Below are 14,663 nucleotides of genomic sequence, written 5' to 3' on the forward strand. Positions count from 1 at the left end.
GCGGGCCGTTGCGGGGGCGCTGCCCCCGGGCCCCCGCTCCTCGATCGCCGGAGGGGCTTGATTCTGCCTCAGCGCGTGCCCAGCACGAACATCGCGACGACCATCGCCAGGGCCAGGATCAGGCCCGCTCGGCGCATCATCGTCTCCGCGTCGCGGAGTTCCTTGGGGGGCTTGTTCTCGGGGTCGGACCAGAGCATGACTTGATCCTGCGGGGCGGGCCTCGGGCGGCGCCTGAGTACGCGTACTCAACCGCCGCCCCTCGCGTCACCAGCGGTTACGCGGGCCAGTACGTACGGGCCCACGCGCGCGGGCCCGGCAGGTGGCGGCCGCTTCGGGCCAGGCGGCTCGGGTGGGACCAGCCCGCGGGCGGTTCCGGGGCGCCGGACGGCACGGCGGACACCGCCGCCGCACGGGCCCGGACCACCGCGAGGGCGGCGGCCAGTTCCTCCGGGGTCGGGTTGCCCCGTACGACCTTGATCATGGCCAGAACCCTTTCTAGAGGGGGATGTTGCCGTGCTTCTTGGGCGGCAGGGCCTCGCGCTTGGTGCGGAGCTGGCGCAGGCCCCTGACCACGTGTGCCCGGGTGTCGGACGGCATGATCACCGCGTCCACGTATCCGCGTTCGGCCGCCACGTACGGGTTGAGGAGCGCGTCCTCGTAGTCCGCGATCAGTTCGGCGCGGGTGGCCTCCTGATCCTCGGCGGCGGCGATCGTGCGGCGGTGCAGGATGTTCACCGCGCCCTGCGCGCCCATGACGGCGATCTGCGCCGTCGGCCAGGCGAGGTTGATGTCGGCGCCCAGGTGCTTGGAGCCCATCACGTCGTACGCGCCGCCGAACGCCTTGCGCGTGATCACCGTGATCAGCGGGACCGTCGCCTCCGCGTACGCGTAGATCAGCTTGGCGCCGCGGCGGATGATGCCGCCGTACTCCTGGTCGACGCCCGGCAGGAAGCCCGGTACGTCCACGAAGGTCAGCACCGGCACGTTGAACGCGTCGCAGGTGCGGACGAAACGCGCGGCCTTCTCGCTGGCGTTGATGTCCAGACAGCCGGCGAACTGCATCGGCTGGTTGGCGACGACGCCGACGGGATAGCCCTCGACGCGGCCGAAGCCGGTGATGATGTTCGGCGCGAACAGGGCCTGGGTCTCCAGGAACTCGCCGTCGTCCAGCACGTGCTCGATCGCGGTGTGCATGTCGTAGGGCTGGTTCGCCGAGTCCGGGATGAGCGTGTCGAGCTCGCGGTCCTCGTCGCTGACCGCCAGGTCCGCCTCCTCCGGGAAGGCCGGGGCCTCCGAGAGGTTGTTCGACGGGAGGTAGGACAGCAGCGACTTGACGTACTCGATGGCGTCCTTCTCGTCGCCCGCCATGTGGTGCGCGACGCCCGAGGTGGTGTTGTGCGTACGGGCTCCGCCCAGCTCCTCGAAGCCGACGTCCTCACCGGTGACCGTCTTGATGACGTCCGGGCCCGTGATGAACATGTGCGAGGTCTGGTCGACCATCACCGTGAAGTCGGTGATCGCGGGGGAGTACACCGCGCCGCCCGCGCACGGGCCGACGATCAGCGAGATCTGCGGGATGACACCCGAGGCGTGCACATTGCGCCGGAAGATCTCCGCGAAGAGCCCCAGCGCCGCGACACCCTCCTGGATGCGCGCTCCGCCGCCGTCGTTGATGCCGATGACCGGGCAGCCGGTCTTCAGCGCGAAGTCCATCACCTTGACGATCTTCTCACCGTAGACCTCGCCCAGCGAGCCGCCGAAGATCGTGAAGTCCTGCGAGTACACGCAGACGGGACGGCCGTCGACCGTGCCGTAGCCGGTGACGACGCCGTCCCCGTACGGCCGGTTCTTCTCGATGCCGAAGTTGGTCGAGCGGTGCCGGGCGAACTCGTCGAGCTCCACGAAGGAACCCTCGTCGAGCAGCAGCTCGACGCGCTCGCGCGCCGTCAGCTTGCCCTTCGCGTGCTGCTTCTCCACCGCGCGCGCCGACCCGGCGTGGGTCGCCTCTTCGATACGGCGCTGCAGGTCCGCGAGCTTGCCCGCGGTCGTGTGGACGTCGGTCTCTTCCGGCTCGGACATCGGGTGGCGGCTCCCTGCCTGGTCACGGGGACGACTTGGCTGCTGATCTGCTGACAAACAGCTACTGAGCCGTAGCGTATCGGCGCGGATACGGTTCGGCAGTGCGTCCTTTGACACACCTAGGGTGGCTTGCATGACACCTTCGGATGCGCCACAGAGCCGTTGGTCGGACCTGGACCGGCCGCCCCTCAACGTCCCCGCGCTGCGCCGCGGACTGCTGCGGCCGGGCTCGCTGTGGACCGCGCTCGACGTGGTCGAGTCGACCGGCTCCACCAACACGGATCTCGCCGCGCGCGCGGCGGGCCTCAGCGAGGGCACGGTCCTCGTCGCCGAGGAGCAGACCGCCGGGCGCGGGCGCCTGGAGCGCACCTGGACCGCCCCGGCCCGTTCCGGCCTCTTCTTCTCCGTCTACCTGACGCCCGGGAACGTGCCCGCCGAGCGCTGGGGCTGGCTGCCGCTGCTCACCGGCGTCGCCGCCGCGACCGGTCTGGCGCGCGCCGCGGGCGTCGACATGGCCCTGAAGTGGCCCAACGACCTGCTCGTCACAGTCGGGGGGGAGGAGCGCAAGACCGGCGGCATCCTCGCCGAGCGGGCCGGCGACGGCGTCGTCATCGGCATCGGCCTCAACGTCTCCCTGCGCGCCGACGAGCTGCCCGCCCCCACCGCCGCGTCGCTCGCCCTGGCCGGCGCGGTCTCCACCGACCGCGAAACGCTGCTGCGGGGCGTCCTGCGCTCGCTGGAGCACTGGTACGGGCTCTGGCGCGACGCGGACGGCGACGCGGCGGCGAGCGGGGTGCAGGAGGCGTACGCGGCGGGCTGCGCGACCCTCGGCAAGGCCGTACGGGCCCAACTGCCCGGCGACCGCACGCTCACCGGAGAGGCCGTCGCCGTCGACGGGGACGGCCGGCTCGTCCTCGCCACCGGCGGCGGACTGCGGGAACCGGTCTCCGCGGGCGACATCGTGCACCTGCGGGGCGCGGCGGGCGGCCTGACCTGAACCGGGAGCGCCCCGGGCTCGTGCCCTGAGGACGTGAGGTAGGGCACACCTGCCGTATCGTTGAGGTGATCCACCGACGGACAGATCGGCAGGGCAGTGCGCAGGGAACGGGCAGGAGGCGGCTGGTGACCGTCGACGACACGACCTCCGGCGATGGCGCGCAGCAGTCACCGGACCCCTCGGTGCACGCCACACCGCACCACGAAGTCGACCACACGGCCGAGCCGACCGACGACCCCCTCGCGATCCGGCTGGAACAGCTGATCCTGGGCGCCGACCGCCGCTACACGCCGTTCCAGGCGGCCCGCACGGCCGGCGTCTCCATGGACCTGGCCTCCCGCTTCTGGCGGGCCATGGGTTTCGCGGACATCGGCCAGGCCAAGGCGCTCACCGAGGCCGACGTGCTGGCCCTGCGGCGGCTCTCCGGTCTGGTGGAGGCCGGGCTGCTCAGCGAGCCGATGGCGATCCAGGTCGCCCGGTCGACCGGGCAGACCACCGCCCGGCTGGCCGAATGGCAGATCGACTCCTTCCTGGAGGGCCTGACCGAGCCCCCCGAGCCCGGCATGACCCGCACCGAGGTCACATACCCCCTGGTCGAACTGCTCCTGCCCGAGCTGGAGGAGTTCCTGGTGTACGTGTGGCGGCGCCAGCTCGCCGCCGCCACGGGCCGGGTCGTGCAGGCGGCCGACGACGACGAGATGGTCGACCGGCGCCTGGCCGTGGGCTTCGCGGACCTCGTCGGCTTCACCCGGCTCACCCGCCGTCTGGAGGAGGAGGAGCTCGGCGAGCTGGTCGAGTCCTTCGAGACCACCTGCGCCGACCTGGTCGCGGCGCACGGCGGCCGGCTCATCAAGACCCTCGGCGACGAGGTCCTGTTCGCCGCCGACGACGCGGGCACCGCCGCCGAGATCGCGCTGCGCCTGGTCGAGGCGATGGCCGTGGACGAGACGATGCCGGCGCTCCGGGTCGGCATCGCCTTCGGCACGGTCACCACCCGGATGGGCGATGTCTTCGGCACCACGGTGAACCTGGCCAGCCGGCTCACCTCGATAGCGCCCAAGGACGCGGTGCTGGTCGACGGAGCGTTCGCCGAGGAGCTGACGCGTACGGGCGACGCCCCGGTCTCCGAGGCGCGGGCGGCGGAGGAGGCCGCGGCGGCGGCCGAGCGGGCCGGGAAGGAGAGCCCGGACGCGGAGGTGGTCCCGGTGCCGAAGTACCGCTTCGGCCTCCAGCCCATGTGGCAGCGCCCGGTCCGCGGCCTCGGCGTGGTCGAACCCTGGCTGCTGGCCCGGCGCGGTACCTCCTGAGCTGTTCCGCACGCCCTTTCGGGGGAGAGCTCTAGGATCCCTCCGGTAACGCTCGTTAACCGACAGGGGTGCAGCCATGACCGTCACGTCCGAGCAGCGGTTCGGGGAGTTCGTCGTCGTCCGGGCCCACGAGGGCCTCGATCACGTCGCCGAGCTGGTCCTCGACCGGCCGAAGGCCATGAACGCGGTGTCCACGGACATGGCGCGCTCGATCGCCGCCGCCTGCGACGCGCTCGCCGCCGACCGGGACGTACGCGTCACCGTCCTGACTTCCAGCCATGAGCGGGCGTTCTGCGTGGGCGCGGACCTCAAGGAGCGCAACTCCTTCTCCGACGCCGACCTGGTGCGCCAGCGGCCCACCGCGCGCGCCGCCTACACCGGTGTGCTGGAGCTGCCGATGCCGACGATCGCCGCCGTGCACGGCTTCGCGCTGGGCGGCGGCTTCGAGCTGGCCCTGTCCTGCGACCTGATCGTCGCCGACCCGACCGCCCTGGTGGGCCTGCCCGAGGTCTCCGTCGGCGTCATCCCGGGCGGCGGCGGCACCCAGCTGCTGCCCCGCCGGGTCGGGGCCGCGCGCGCCGCCGAGCTGATCTTCAGCGCCCGCCGGGTGCATGGCCCCGAGGCCCGGGAGCTGGGCCTGGTGGACGAGCTGGTGGCGGAGGGCCAGGACCGGGCCGAGGCGCTGGCCCTGGCCGGACGGATCGCCGCCCACTCACCGGTCGGGCTGCGGGCGGCCAAGCGGGCGCTGCGGCTCGGACACGGGCTCGACCTGCGGGCCGGGCTTGAGGTCGAGGACTCCGCGTGGCGGTCGGTGGCCTTCTCCGGGGACCGGGCGGAGGGCGTGGCAGCGTTCAACGAGAAGCGGAAGCCGAACTGGCCGGGGGAGTGACCCTGGGTGCCCTTTTCCGGCCGGATCGGTCACGCTCCGGAGTCGTCGGGTGATCGCTGAGGCCATATCGCCCTAAACTGGCGCAATGGGTGGTGACGACGCACGACTGCGCGCCGTGGTCTCGCTGGCACAGGCGATGGCCGCGGCGCAGACCCCCCGGGAGTGCTGGCGAGCCGCCGCCCTGGGGGCCTGCCAGGCGCTGGGGGGCAGCTTCGCCGCGCTCTCGGTCTGGGAGCGCGACCGGGGCAGGCTCAGGGTCCTGGTCAACGCGGGTGAGCGGGCCGAGGGCGAGGAGGAGTTCCCCGACGAGGAGGTCTACCCGGTCCACCGGTTCCCGGAGATCACCGAATTCCTGCACGAGCGGTGGGCCGGGGGCGGTGAGCCGGAGGCCTGGGTGGAGACCGCCGAGGGCCCGGTGGACGGGGGGCCGGGCCGGGAGCCGGCGGCCGGTGCGCACGGATACGGGCCCGGCTACTGCCACCAGCGGGTCGCGGCGCTGCGCCGTCGCGGGCGGGGGTGCTGCGTGGTCGCGCCGATCGTGCTGCACGGGCGGGCCTGGGGCGAGCTGTACGTGGCGCGGCCGGTGGGCGAACCGGTCTTCGGACGCGCGGACGCCGACTTCGCGACGGTGCTGGCCGCCGTGGTGGCGGCCGGGCTCGCCCAGACCGAGCGCCTGGAGGAGGTCCGCAAGCTGGCCTTCACGGACCCGCTGACCGGCCTCGCCAACCGCAGGGCCGTCGATGTGCGGCTGGACGAGGCGCTGGAGGCGCACCGGACGGAGGGTGCGGTGGTCAGCCTGGTCGTCTGCGACCTGAACGGGCTGAAGTGGGTCAACGACACCCATGGCCACGCGGTGGGCGACCGGCTGCTGGAACGTTTCGGCTCGGTGCTGTCCCGGTGCGGGGCCATACTGCCCGGCGCGCTGGCGGCCCGGCTGGGCGGCGACGAGTTCTGCCTGCTGGCGGTGGGCCCCGGGGCGGACGAGGTGGTCGCCGTCGCCACCGAGCTGTGCGAGCGGGCGGCCGGTCTCGAATCCGGCAACGGGGTCGCCTGCGGGATCGCGTCCACCGGTGACGACATCGGGCCCGTGGTCTCGGCCCGGCGGTTGTTCCGGCTGGCGGACGCGGCGCAGTACCGGGCGAAGGCGGCCCGCTCGGATCGCCCGGTGGTGGCGGGGCGCGACGACGAGGTCATCCGGCTGGCGGACGCCCCGCCGAAGTCCCCGCACGACCGCCGCCACCTGCGCGGCAACCCGCCCGAGGTGTGACCCGTACGACCGGTGCGAGCGTCGCTGCCGGCGTAAGGGGTCAACCCGCCGACCACTGGTGACATGAAGGGTTTCAATCCGTACGCTGCTGAATATGGATATGCATACAGTCGTGGTGGGGACGTCCGGCACCACCGCTCAGGACGTCATCGCCGTGGCCCGCGGCAACGCCCGTGTCGAGCTCTCCGCCGCCGCGGTGGCCGCGCTGGCCGCAGCCCGCGAGATCGTGGACGCGCTCGCCGCCAAGCCCGAGCCGGTCTACGGCGTCTCGACCGGCTTCGGCGCCCTGGCCAGCCGCCACATCAGCCCCGAGCTGCGTGCGCAGCTCCAGCGCAACATCGTCCGCTCGCACGCCGCCGGCATGGGCCCGCGCGTCGAGCGCGAGGTCGTCCGGGCGCTGATGTTCCTCCGGCTGAAGACGGTCGCCTCCGGCCACACCGGTGTCCGGCCCGAGGTCGCGCAGACCATGGCCGACGTGCTGAACGCCGGGATCACCCCCGTCGTCCACGAGTACGGATCGCTCGGCTGCTCCGGCGACCTGGCGCCCCTGTCGCACTGCGCGCTCGCCCTGATGGGCGAGGGCGACGCGGAGGGCCCCGACGGCACCGTCCGCCCGGCCGGTGAACTGCTCGCCGCGCACGGCATCGCCCCGGTCGAGCTGCGCGAGAAGGAGGGCCTGGCCCTCCTCAACGGCACCGACGGCATGCTCGGCATGCTGATCATGGCCCTCGCCGATCTGCGGACGCTCTACACCTCGGCCGACATCACCGCCGCCCTCTCCCTGGAAGCCCTGCTCGGCACGGACAAGGTCCTCGCCCCCGAGCTGCACGCCATCCGCCCGCACCCCGGCCAGGGCGCCAGCGCGGACAACATGCTGCGGGTGCTGGCCGGGTCGGGCCTCACCGGTCATCACCAGGACGACGCGCCGCGCGTCCAGGACGCCTACTCGGTGCGGTGCGCGCCCCAGGTCAACGGGGCGGGCAGGGACACCCTCGCGTACGCCGCGACCGTCGCCGACCGCGAGCTGGCGTCCGCCGTGGACAACCCGGTGGTCCTGCCCGACGGCCGGGTGGAGTCCAACGGCAACTTCCACGGGGCGCCCGTCGCGTACGTCCTGGACTTCCTGGCCATCGCCGCCGCGGACCTGGGCTCCATCACCGAGCGCCGGACCGACCGGCTCCTCGACAAGAACCGGTCGCACGGGCTGCCGCCGTTCCTGGCCGACGACGCGGGCGTGGACTCCGGGCTGATGATCGCCCAGTACACCCAGGCCGCCCTGGTCAGTGAGATGAAGCGGCTCGCCGTCCCGGCCTCCGCCGACTCCATCCCGTCCTCCGCCATGCAGGAGGACCACGTCTCGATGGGCTGGTCCGCCGCGCGCAAGCTGCGTACCGCCGTCGGCAACCTCGCCCGGATCGTCGCCGTCGAGCTCTACGCGGCGACCCGCGCCGTCGAGCTGCGCGCCCAGCAGGGGCTGACTCCGGCACCCGCCACGCGCGCCGTCATCGAGGCGCTGCGGGCCGCCGGTGTGGAGGGCCCCGGTCCCGACCGCTTCCTCTCGCCGGACCTGGCCGCGGCCGACGCCTTCGTACGGGCGGGCGGCCTGGTCTCCGCCGTGGAACCGGTCACCGGGCCGCTGGCCTGACCGGAGCGGGCTTCAGAGCGCGGGGCGCGGGGCCGTCCGGTGGGACGACGAATACGTCACCACACCGGCCCCGATGCCGAGGAAGGCGACACCGCCGAGCACATACGGGGTGGCGTGGACGTTCGTCCCCGGCGCGGTGAGAGCGCCGGAATCCACGTCGTCGCCCGCGGTCGCCGCGTTGCCGGACACCGTGCCGGGCGCGGTGCCCGTATCGCCCGTGGCCTTGACCGACGGGACGAACCACAGGGCGCACAACAGCGCCCCCGCGGCGGTGGCGGTCAGGAGCGGGCGGCGGGCGATGGCCACGGAATCGGTCCCCCTTGCGACGGCCGGACGTCCGGCTCGTCCCGATGCTAGGGCTGCCGTCCGGATCACGCCAGGGCCCCGCGGAACGCATGACGGCGGGGCCCTCGGGGAAGGCGTGCACGACGAGGCGCGCCCCTGGCGTCCCGCACAATGGGAGGGAGGGCGACGGCTGCGGCGGCCCGGAGCGGCGGGCCCGACCTGCGGGAACGCAGGCCCTGCCCGCTCGTGGCGGACCGGAGCCGGTCCGTGTCGCGGACGCGGGAACCACCGCCCCCGGCACGGCGTCGAAGAGTGGTGTTCCCCACACATTCGGCGCACGTGGAACGGGGATCCCGTACAAGGGGTTCTTGGAACATTGACGGGGTTTCGCCGTTGGGCGGCCTTGTTCGGGGTTTTTGGGGATTTCGGCAACGATGGAGAAGCGTGTGATGACGGACAGCAAGCGGCGCAAGGGCCTGATGGCCGCGTCCGCACTGCTCGGCGGCGTACTGGTGCTTTCCGCCTGTGACGACGGCGGGGACAAGGCCGGGCCCAGCCCCGAGAGCTCGAAGTCCCAGGCGGCCGACGTCGACAAGGCGGCGGCGCAGGAGACCTCCGAGGCGCAGATAACGATCGCGCCCAAGAACGGTGCGACCAACGCGAGCATCAACAACGCCGCCAAGGTCACCGTCGCCAAGGGCAAGCTGACCGAGGTCACGATGACCAGCGCGGACGGCAAGAGCGTCCAGGGCACCCTCGCCGCCGACGGCACGAGCTGGCAGCCGGACGCCCAGCTGGAGCGCTCGACCACCTACAAGGTCAGCGCCACGGCGAAGGACGCCAAGGGCCGCGAGGCGCACGAGAACTCCTCCTTCACCACCGTCTCGCCCGACAAGAGCTTCATCGGGAACTTCACCCCCGAGGACGGCTCCACGGTCGGCGTCGGCATGCCCGTCTCCATCAACTTCAACAAGCCGATCACCGACACCAAGGCCGTCCAGGACGGCATCAAGGTGACCTCCAGCAGCGGCCAGGAGGTCGTCGGCCACTGGTTCAACAACCAGCGCCTCGACCTGCGCCCCGAGAACTACTGGCAGGCCGGCTCGACCGTCACCCTGAAGCTGTCCCTGGACGGCGTCGAGGGCTCGGACGGCGTCTACGGCGTCCAGCAGAAGACGGTCACCTTCAAGGTCGGCCGCAACCAGGTGTCCACGGTGGACGCCAAGACGCACATGATGACCGTCACCCGGGACGGCAAGACCATCAAGACCATCCCGATCTCCGCGGGCGGGCCCGACAACCCCACGTACAACGGTCAGATGGTGATCTCCGAGAAGTACAAGGAGACCCGGATGAACGGTGCCACCGTCGGCTTCACGGACGACGACGGCAAGGGCGAGTACGACATCAAGGACGTCCCGCACGCCATGCGGCTGTCCACGTCGGGCACCTTCATCCACGGCAACTACTGGGGCAAGGGCATCTTCGGCAAGGTCAACACCAGCCACGGCTGCGTCGGCCTCCAGGACGTCAAGGGCGCCGGTGACGCCGAACAGCCCGCCGCGTGGTTCTACAACAACTCCCTGGTCGGTGACGTCGTCGTCGTCAAGAACTCCCCGGACAAGACGATCCAGCCCTCCAACGGCCTCAACGGCTGGAACCTCAGCTGGGCCGAGTGGACGGCGGGCTCCACCGCCTGACCGGTCCGTCCGGCCGAACCCCACCCCCTTCGGCGTACACACTCTTCTCATCCGGCTCTCATGGCGCCCTCAACCCACCATCACGAGCCGTTCCTAGCCTCGCGCCATGTTCTTCACCTACCTCCGGCGCGAGCTGCGCCGCCGCAGAAAGGCGGCGCTCGTCGTCGCCTCCGGGCTCGCCCTCGGCATTGCGCTGGTCATCGTCGTCAGCTCCGTCTCCTCGGGCATGAGCAAGGCCCAGGACAAGGTCCTCGAATCGCTGTACGGGCTCGGCACGGACATGACCGTCACCAAGGCGGCCACGGCGCCCAAGTCCGGCTCCACCGGCCGCCCCAAGTTCGAGTTCGACGCCAGGGACAGCGACGACGACGCGACCCAGAGCACGGACCGGGTCATGGTCCAGGGCTTCCAGACCCTGGCGTCCTCCACGGTCGCCGAGGTCGGCGAGCAGGACGGCGTCGCCGGTGCGGTCGGCGGTCTGAGCCTGTCCGTCATGAAGGTGGACGGGCAGTTCAAGCGCGGCGAGTTCAAGCAGGAGGGCGGTACGGCCCAGGGCGGCGGCGGACGCGGGCCCGGTGGCGGCAGCGGCATGCCGCAGGGCGAGGTCAAGGGCGGCGGCGCCTCCTTCGACGTCAACTCCTACACCGTGTACGGCACCGACGTCACCCAGCAGGACCTCGGCCCGCTCACCTCGTCGAAGATCACCTCCGGCCGTACGTTCACGGCGACCGAGACCAACGCGAAGGTGGCCGTGGTCGACTCCGCGTACGCCAAGGAGAAGAGCCTCGCCACCGGCAAGACCCTGACCATCCACGGGACGAAGTTCACGGTCATCGGCGTCTCGACGGCCGACAGCGGCGACGCCGCCGCCAACGTCTACATCCCGCTCAAGCAGGCGCAGACGCTGTCCGACTCGAAGGACAAGGTCACCACGGTCTACGTGAAGGCCGCGGACTCGCAGAAGATCGACGGCGTCAAGTCGGCCATCCAGAAGAACATCTCCGGCACCACGGTCACCACCTCCGCCGACCTCGCGGACACCGTCTCCGGCTCCCTGTCCACCGCGTCCGACCTGGCCGCAGGCGTCGGCAAGTGGCTCTCCATCGCCGTCCTGGTCGCCGCGTTCCTCGTCGCCGGGCTCCTCACCTCGTCCGCCGTCAGCCGTCGGGTGCGCGAATTCGGCACGCTGAAGGCCCTCGGCTGGAAGAGCGGCCGGGTCACCCGCCAGGTCGTCGGCGAGGCCCTGGTCAACGGCCTCATCGGCGGCGTCCTCGGCATCGCCGTCGGCCTGGCCGGCGCGTACGCGGTCACGGCCGTCAGCCCCACGCTCACCGCCGAGCTCGGCTCCTCCGGCGGGACGCGCGGCGGCATGATGGGCGGCGGCGGGCCCGGCTTCGGCCGGCAGAGCGCCTCCAAGGCCCTCGACATCGCGCTCACCGCGCCCGTCTCCCTCTCCGTCATCCTCACCGCCGTGGCCCTGGCCGTGGCGGGCGGGCTGATCGCGGGCGCCTTCGGCGGCTGGCGCGCTTCCCGGCTGCGCCCGGCGGACGCGCTCCGCCGCGTCGAGTAGCAGCCCGGACCCCACACCCCGTCAGGAGACCACCCATGTACACCCTTCAAGGCGTCACCAAGCAGTACCGGCGCGGCAAGTCCACCGTGCGCGCCCTCGACGGCGTCGACCTCACCATCGAGGACGGCGGCCGCCTGGTCATCCAGGGGCCCACCGGCGGCGGCAAGTCCACCCTGCTCCAGATGCTCGGCGGCCTGGACCGGCCCACCGCCGGGAGCATCGAGCTCGACGGAATGGACCTGGCCAGGCTCAGCGAGGCGAAGCTCACCAAGGTGCGCGCCGAGAACATCGGCTTCGTCTTCCAGAGCTTCAACCTCATCCCGACGCTCACCGCCCAGGAGAACGTCGAGACGGCCCTCGTCCCCCTCGGCGTCAAGGCGTCGGAGCGGCGCGGGAGGGCGGCCGAGGCGCTGGAGTCCGTCGGGCTCGGCGAGCGTCTGGGCCATGTGCCAGGCGAGATGTCCGGCGGCCAGCAGCAGCGCGTCGCCATCGCCCGGGCCCTGGTCAAGCGGCCCAAGGTGCTTCTCGCGGACGAGCCCACCGGCAACCTGGACGAGTCCATGCGCGACGAGATCATGGAGGTCCTGGAGACCCTGTGGAAGGAGCACGGGCTCACCTTCGTCATGGTCACCCACGACAGCGCCATCGCCCGCCGCGCCCCGCGCCTGGCCACCATCCGCAAGGGCAAGGTCACCATCACGGAGAACGCCCCCGCCTGACCGCATGACCTCAGGGGTAATCGACGCCCTCCGGTGCCCTCGGCAGCATGGACTCCATCAGCCGAACCGACGACCGGACGCACCGGAGGGCCACCATGACCGCTTACGCCATCGCGCACCTGTACCCCGAGAGCCGGCCCAACGCCGAGGTCATCGACTACATCGAGCGCATCCAGGCGACCCTGGACCCGTACGGCGGGCGCTTCCTGGTCCACAACGCTCCGGTCGAGGTGATCGAGGGCGCGTGGCCGGGCGCGGTGGTCGTCGTCGGCTTCCCGTCCATCGGGGAGGCGCGCGCCTGGTACGCCTCCCCGGCCTACCAGGAACTGGTGCCGCTGCGGGCCCGGAACATGGCCGGCGACGTGGTGCTCGTGGAGGGCGTCGCCGCGGACTACGACCCGAGGGCGACCGCGGCGGCGCTGCGGGGCGCCACTCCGGTGGCGTAACGCCCAGGTTTCCGGAACCTCACCGCCGAGGCGGCGCGGCTGTGAGATTCACCACTTCGGCGGTGGGCCGGACGCGGCCCCGACCCGGCCAATCGTGCCCGGAACCGGCCTCCCGCAAGGCCGTTGGTCCAGGTCCGGGGCTTCCGGGGGGCCCGATCACCATGTGGATGCCACGGGCCGGGGCGCGGGGTCACTGGGAGAATCGATACGCCACGACGGTCCTGTTACGCCGCGCTCGCGAGCGGTACGCGCGAAGTTCCGGCGACACCCTCAATGGGGAGGGGGACCTGGTGCCCCTCGGGACGGGGGCGCCCCCGCGTATGAGCCGACCCATGGAAGGTCTTGATCAGATGCCGGTCACCCCTGACTCCGCCACCTCGCACGCCGCCGAGAACCGCATCATCGAGCCGTTGTACGCCGAGGTCCTGCGCCGCAACCAGGGCGAGAAGGAGTTCCACCAGGCGGTCCGTGAGGTCCTGGAGACCCTCGGCCCCGTGCTGGCCAAGCGGCCGGAGTTCGTGGACGCCCGGGTCATCGAGCGCATATGCGAGCCGGAGCGGCAGCTCATCTTCCGCGTGCCGTGGTCGGACGACTCGGGCGACATCCACGTCAACCGCGGCTTCCGCGTCGAGTTCTCCAGCCTGCTCGGCCCATACAAGGGCGGTCTGCGCTTCCACCCCTCGGTGAACCTCGGCATCGTGAAGTTCCTCGGCTTCGAGCAGATCTTCAAGAACGCCCTCACCGGCATGCCCATCGGCGGCGGCAAGGGCGGCGCGGACTTCGACCCGAAGGGCCGCTCCGACGCCGAGATCATGCGGTTCTGCCAGTCCTTCATGACCGAGCTCCACCGCCACGTCGGCGAGTACACCGACGTGCCCGCCGGAGACATCGGGGTCGGCGGCCGTGAGATCGGCTACCTCTTCGGCCAGTACAAGCGGATCACCAACCGCCACGAGTCCGGCGTCCTCACCGGCAAGGGCCTCGGCTGGGGCGGCGCCCTCGTCCGCACCGAGGCGACCGGCTACGGCTGCGTCATGTTCACCGCCGAGATGCTGCGCAGCCGGGGCGAGTCCCTGGACGGCCAGCGCATCTCCGTCTCCGGCTCCGGCAACGTCGCGATCTACGCCATCGAGAAGGCCCAGCAGCTCGGCGCGACCGTCGTCACCGCCTCGGACTCCGGCGGCTACGTCGTGGACGACAAGGGCATCGACCTCGACCTGCTCAAGGAGATCAAGGAGCGCGGCCGCGGACGCATCTCCGAGTACGCCGAGCGGCGTGGCGCGCACGTGAAGTACGTCGAGGGCACCGGCGTCTGGAACGTCCCCGTGGACGTGGCCCTGCCCTGCGCCACCCAGAACGAGCTGCACGAGGCCGACGCGATCGCCCTCGTCCGCAACGGCGTCAAGGCGGTAGCCGAGGGCGCCAACATGCCCACCACCCCCGAGGCCGTCCGCGTCTTCCAGGACGCCGGCGTGGCCTTCGCCCCCGGCAAGGCGGCCAACGCGGGCGGGGTGGCCACCAGCGCCCTGGAGATGCAGCAGAACGCCTCGCGCGACTCCTGGACCTTCGCCCACACCGAGCAGCGCCTCTCGGAGATCATGCGCCACATCCACGACTCCTGCTACACCACCGCCGAGAAGTACGGCAGCCCCGGCAACTACGTCGTCGGCGCCAACATCGCCGGCTTCGAACTGGTCGCCGACGCGATGCTGGCCCAGGGGCTCATCTGACCCCCGCCACGACGCGCGGAACGGGCCCG

General features: G+C 71.9%; 14 protein-coding genes. 10 read left to right on the forward strand and 4 right to left on the reverse strand.

Annotated elements, in window-relative coordinates; translation table 11 throughout:
* Positions 1-68: 68 nt before the first annotated feature.
* The 3 genes from mmpB to ACZ6C6_RS18390 all read right to left on the reverse strand — a co-directional run bounded on the left by mmpB (position 69) and on the right by ACZ6C6_RS18390 (position 2,079).
* A complete protein-coding gene (gene mmpB, locus ACZ6C6_RS18380) occupies positions 69-197 on the reverse strand; it encodes a morphogenic membrane protein MmpB (protein ID WP_018101029.1) in 129 nt (42 codons plus the stop codon).
* A 77-nt stretch (positions 198-274) separates the two neighbouring features.
* Entirely contained in the window at positions 275-481 is a 207-nt protein-coding gene (locus ACZ6C6_RS18385) for an acyl-CoA carboxylase epsilon subunit (RefSeq protein ID WP_469203902.1), read from the reverse strand.
* 14 nt (positions 482-495) lie between these two features.
* Complete coding sequence (locus tag ACZ6C6_RS18390; RefSeq protein WP_469203904.1) at positions 496-2,079, reverse strand: acyl-CoA carboxylase subunit beta; 1,584 nt, start codon at positions 2,077-2,079, stop codon at positions 496-498.
* Between the two features lie 133 nt (positions 2,080-2,212).
* Here ACZ6C6_RS18390 and ACZ6C6_RS18395 point away from each other — a divergent pair, with 133 nt between their 5' ends.
* The 5 genes from ACZ6C6_RS18395 to hutH all read left to right on the forward strand — a co-directional run bounded on the left by ACZ6C6_RS18395 (position 2,213) and on the right by hutH (position 8,184).
* On the forward strand, positions 2,213-3,076 hold the full coding sequence (locus ACZ6C6_RS18395) for a biotin--[acetyl-CoA-carboxylase] ligase (RefSeq protein ID WP_469203906.1): 864 nt from the start codon (positions 2,213-2,215) through the stop codon (positions 3,074-3,076).
* Positions 3,077-3,201: 125 nt separating this feature from the next.
* Entirely contained in the window at positions 3,202-4,383 is a 1,182-nt protein-coding gene (locus tag ACZ6C6_RS18400; RefSeq protein ID WP_469203908.1) for an adenylate/guanylate cyclase domain-containing protein, read from the forward strand.
* Between the two features lie 76 nt (positions 4,384-4,459).
* Positions 4,460-5,272 (forward strand): enoyl-CoA hydratase/isomerase family protein, encoded by an 813-nt coding sequence (locus ACZ6C6_RS18405; RefSeq protein ID WP_469203910.1) that lies wholly within the window; start codon positions 4,460-4,462, stop codon positions 5,270-5,272.
* Between the two features lie 85 nt (positions 5,273-5,357).
* Positions 5,358-6,539, forward strand: coding sequence for a GGDEF domain-containing protein (locus tag ACZ6C6_RS18410; protein ID WP_469203912.1), 1,182 nt, complete (start codon positions 5,358-5,360; stop codon positions 6,537-6,539).
* Between the two features lie 100 nt (positions 6,540-6,639).
* Entirely contained in the window at positions 6,640-8,184 is a 1,545-nt protein-coding gene (hutH, locus tag ACZ6C6_RS18415) for a histidine ammonia-lyase (protein ID WP_469204038.1), read from the forward strand.
* Positions 8,185-8,196: 12 nt separating this feature from the next.
* Here the strand turns inward: hutH and ACZ6C6_RS18420 are convergent, their stop codons facing one another.
* Complete coding sequence (locus ACZ6C6_RS18420) at positions 8,197-8,490, reverse strand: hypothetical protein (protein ID WP_469203914.1); 294 nt, start codon at positions 8,488-8,490, stop codon at positions 8,197-8,199.
* Positions 8,491-8,903: 413 nt separating this feature from the next.
* Here ACZ6C6_RS18420 and ACZ6C6_RS18425 point away from each other — a divergent pair, with 413 nt between their 5' ends.
* From ACZ6C6_RS18425 to gdhA, 5 genes are all read left to right on the forward strand, one after another.
* On the forward strand, positions 8,904-10,169 hold the full coding sequence (locus ACZ6C6_RS18425) for a L,D-transpeptidase (RefSeq protein ID WP_469203915.1): 1,266 nt from the start codon (positions 8,904-8,906) through the stop codon (positions 10,167-10,169).
* A 106-nt stretch (positions 10,170-10,275) separates the two neighbouring features.
* Positions 10,276-11,739, forward strand: a complete 1,464-nt coding sequence (locus ACZ6C6_RS18430) for an ABC transporter permease (protein ID WP_469203917.1) — start codon at positions 10,276-10,278, stop codon at positions 11,737-11,739.
* Between the two features lie 35 nt (positions 11,740-11,774).
* Complete coding sequence (locus ACZ6C6_RS18435) at positions 11,775-12,458, forward strand: ABC transporter ATP-binding protein (protein ID WP_469203919.1); 684 nt, start codon at positions 11,775-11,777, stop codon at positions 12,456-12,458.
* A gap of 95 nt (positions 12,459-12,553) precedes the next feature.
* The gene (locus ACZ6C6_RS18440) at positions 12,554-12,904 is read left to right on the forward strand and encodes a DUF1330 domain-containing protein (protein ID WP_469203921.1); all 351 of its coding nucleotides are present in this window, start codon (positions 12,554-12,556) and stop codon (positions 12,902-12,904) included.
* Positions 12,905-13,254: 350 nt separating this feature from the next.
* The gene (gene gdhA, locus ACZ6C6_RS18445) at positions 13,255-14,634 is read left to right on the forward strand and encodes an NADP-specific glutamate dehydrogenase (RefSeq protein WP_469203923.1); all 1,380 of its coding nucleotides are present in this window, start codon (positions 13,255-13,257) and stop codon (positions 14,632-14,634) included.
* Positions 14,635-14,663: the final 29 nt, after the last annotated feature.

This window comes from Streptomyces sp. NPDC041814 (genome assembly GCF_055590565.1).

Bases quoted from the DNA above. Each gene is read 5' to 3' on its own strand.
- mmpB (WP_018101029.1), bottom strand. From the start codon at position 197: ATGCTCTGGTCCGACCCCGAGAACAAGCCCCCCAAGGAACTCCGCGAC.
- ACZ6C6_RS18385 (WP_469203902.1), bottom strand. From the start codon at position 481: ATGATCAAGGTCGTACGGGGCAACCCGACCCCGGAGGAACTGGCCGCC.
- ACZ6C6_RS18390 (WP_469203904.1), bottom strand. From the start codon at position 2,079: ATGTCCGAGCCGGAAGAGACCGACGTCCACACGACCGCGGGCAAGCTC.
- ACZ6C6_RS18395 (WP_469203906.1), top strand. From the start codon at position 2,213: ATGACACCTTCGGATGCGCCACAGAGCCGTTGGTCGGACCTGGACCGG.
- ACZ6C6_RS18405 (WP_469203910.1), top strand. From the start codon at position 4,460: ATGACCGTCACGTCCGAGCAGCGGTTCGGGGAGTTCGTCGTCGTCCGG.
- ACZ6C6_RS18410 (WP_469203912.1), top strand. From the start codon at position 5,358: ATGGGTGGTGACGACGCACGACTGCGCGCCGTGGTCTCGCTGGCACAG.
- hutH (WP_469204038.1), top strand. From the start codon at position 6,640: ATGCATACAGTCGTGGTGGGGACGTCCGGCACCACCGCTCAGGACGTC.
- ACZ6C6_RS18425 (WP_469203915.1), top strand. From the start codon at position 8,904: ATGGAGAAGCGTGTGATGACGGACAGCAAGCGGCGCAAGGGCCTGATG.
- ACZ6C6_RS18430 (WP_469203917.1), top strand. From the start codon at position 10,276: ATGTTCTTCACCTACCTCCGGCGCGAGCTGCGCCGCCGCAGAAAGGCG.
- ACZ6C6_RS18435 (WP_469203919.1), top strand. From the start codon at position 11,775: ATGTACACCCTTCAAGGCGTCACCAAGCAGTACCGGCGCGGCAAGTCC.
- ACZ6C6_RS18440 (WP_469203921.1), top strand. From the start codon at position 12,554: ATGACCGCTTACGCCATCGCGCACCTGTACCCCGAGAGCCGGCCCAAC.
- gdhA (WP_469203923.1), top strand. From the start codon at position 13,255: ATGCCGGTCACCCCTGACTCCGCCACCTCGCACGCCGCCGAGAACCGC.